This is a genomic window from Deltaproteobacteria bacterium, from assembly GCA_020845775.1.
In the GTDB taxonomy this organism is placed as follows: Bacteria; Bdellovibrionota_C; UBA2361; order SZUA-149; family JADLFC01; genus JADLFC01.
This window is the reverse complement of record JADLFC010000113.1, coordinates 1-2,677: the sequence shown is the minus strand read 5'-3', so window position 1 is coordinate 2,677 and position 2,677 is coordinate 1. Positions and strand designations below refer to the sequence as shown.

The 2,677-nt window shown below is 44.0% G+C and carries 3 protein-coding genes; all 3 read left to right on the top strand.

Annotated elements, in window-relative coordinates; all coding sequences use genetic code 11:
- A partial coding sequence (locus IT291_07040) for an NAD(P)H-binding protein (GenBank protein ID MCC6220978.1) occupies nucleotides 1-863 on the top strand: 863 nt, incomplete at its 5' end.
- A 23-nt stretch (nucleotides 864-886) separates the two neighbouring features.
- Complete coding sequence (locus IT291_07035) at nucleotides 887-1,270, top strand: DMT family protein (GenBank protein ID MCC6220977.1); 384 nt, start codon at nucleotides 887-889, stop codon at nucleotides 1,268-1,270.
- Between the two features lie 493 nt (nucleotides 1,271-1,763).
- A partial coding sequence (locus tag IT291_07030; protein MCC6220976.1) for a hypothetical protein occupies nucleotides 1,764-2,677 on the top strand: 914 nt, incomplete at its 3' end.

Genomic DNA, 2,677 nt, shown 5'->3' with positions numbered 1-2,677 from the left:
GCGGAGTAACGGTTAGAACTTTGACGAATTCACCGAAGCGTAAAAATCCTTTTGGTGAAAAAATTGAGGCGTTTCCTTATAACTTCGATAAGCCCGATGCACTGGCTCGGTCGCTAGAAGGCACTGAGGTTTTATGCAATACTTACTGGGTGCGATTTAACCATAAATCATTTACTCACGTAGATGCCGTAGCAAATACTTTAAAACTATTTAATGCGGCAAAGCAGGCTGGTGTTAAGCGCGTTGTGCATATTAGCATCACTAATCCTTCGCTAGATTCCAAATTGGAATATTTTAGGGGAAAGGCCAAGCTCGAAGATGCCCTAAAGGCTACGGGCATTTCCTATGCCATTTTGCGACCGGCTGTCCTTTTTGGGCACGAAGATATTCTCATAAACAACATTGCCTGGGCGCTTAGACGCCTTCCCGTTTTTGGCATCTTTGGCGATGGCCAATACCGCCTGCAGCCCATTTATGTTGAAGATTTGGCAGAGCTTGCCGTTAAACAGGGTGATACAAAGGAAAACGTAATAATCGATGCAATTGGCCCAGAGACATTTACTTATCGCGAACTCGTAAGCCTTATTGCTAGTGCAATAGGGAAGCGACGACTGGTTATTTCGGTTCCACCCGCTCTGGGATATGTTGCCAGTAAGGTTATCGGAAGCTTGGTGGGCGATGTGTTTGTTACCCGAGACGAAATTTCGGGGCTTATGGAAAATATGCTCTGTGTTTCCTCAAAGCCAGCTGGTAAAACTAAATTGAGCGAGTGGATAAAGAGCAATGCAGCAGTGCTCGGACAAAAATATGCAAGCGAGCTCGCTCGGCGAAAAGATCGCACCACTGCATATTCTGAGACTTAAACTAGTTAGTAAATTTTAGGGCCATGACTACCGTATTTCTTCTGGTTTTTTCTAACGTGTTTATGACATTTGCCTGGTATGGGCACTTAAAGTACGGAGAAAAGTGGCCACTTTGGCAGGCAATTTTGCTTTCCTGGCTAATCGCTTTAATCGAATACTGTTTGGCCGTCCCCGCAAATCGCCTCGGTTATGGGCAGTTTTCCGGTTTCCAGCTTAAGATAATTCAAGAGATCGTTACCTTGTTAGTTTTTTTAGGTTTTGCCATAACCTTTCTAAGAGAAAAATTTGCTTGGAACTACGCCCTGGCATTTGTCTTTCTTGCCATCGCCGCTTTTTTTGCCTTCGCCTTTAATTCTTCCCCGGTTATTGCACCAGAACGCCTTTCAGCGGAAAGCGAAGAACGGTAAAAGTCGATTATCTCGTTTATTTCCCGTAGGACATGCTTCGGAAAATTGACAAAAAAGTCCATAAAGTAATATAAGTTTTAAATATGAATACGATTAGGAGGAGGTCGTTCAGTTTATTTTGTTGCCTGTTTTATTTGGCAATTTCCCTGATTGTTGTTCTCCACTCCCATAGCCACAAACACGACTTTACTTCTTCGCATGAAGAAAGTTGCGTTGTGTGTAGTCACAACAAGCACTTTTCTAGTAGCTTAGTTTCTAGTGCTTGCTTAGTAGCAACGCTTTTGGTTATTTACTTTGCTATCGTTTCATTTAATCAAGCTATAGCTACATCTGAAAATCATCTAAATTATTTAGTTCGCGCTCCCCCAATTGCACAATAGTAACGCTATCTCAACTTCAGGAGTAACGCGCTGGCGTAGATGTTATTGCGTTTTTTCCTGTGCGCAACAAAGCTTTGCTCGTTAGTTACCCATAATTATTTCAGGAAAGCACGATGATGAATGTCCTATTCAAGCCATTTTTGGGGACGCTGTTTCTCTATGCTTGCTTAGCTAGCAGCTTTTTTAGTTTTTGTCTCCCTCAAGCATTCGCCGAAATGCCTAAAGAACGAGAAGTATCCTTAAAGCACTTAGCAGACCAGGTAGATAACATGTCGAAAACTATCGCGGAACAACAGAAACGAATAGAGAAACTCGAGGCGGAAAATGCCGAGCTTGAGCGCAAGGTAAATGGGAAAGAAACTGAGATCCTTGAACCCTCCAAGGTCGTAAGCTCAAAGGCCTCGCCAACTTCTCTCAATAAATCTGCATTTAATCCCGAAATTGGCGTCGTAGCTGATGTTACGGCGGTATTTACGGAAAGTGGAGATGACCTTGAGGGCAACGATAAGCTAAGCGTACGCGAGCTTGAAATCATTTTTGGCCATGACATCGACCCATTTGCACGTTTTGACTCTACGCTGACCTTTTCTGACTTTGAGGACCCTACCATAGAGGAAGCCTATTTTTCCCTTTTTAATTTACCCCTTGAGCTTAAGGGAAAACTTGGGCGCATTCGCCCCAAAATTGGCAAAGCTAATGCCATACATCGCGACCAATTAGAGACCGTCGATGAGCCCTTTGTAGTGCAAGAATATCTGGGCATTGAGGGGCTCTATCGAACCGGCGCTGAAATATCTTACTTTACTCCACTTCCGTTTGATGCTTTCGTACAAGAGATTACCTTGGGAGTGATGGAAGGGGGGATTGGCGAGGAGGGCACACTCTTGGGAGAAACGCGACGACATCCCACTTTTCATTCTCACTTGAAGAACTTTTGGGAGTTCTCAGATACCGACAGTGTGGAGCTTGGCTTTTCCTTGTTGCGCGGCTCTTCCGATGATGATTCGCGCTATGAGGTTAGTGCCTT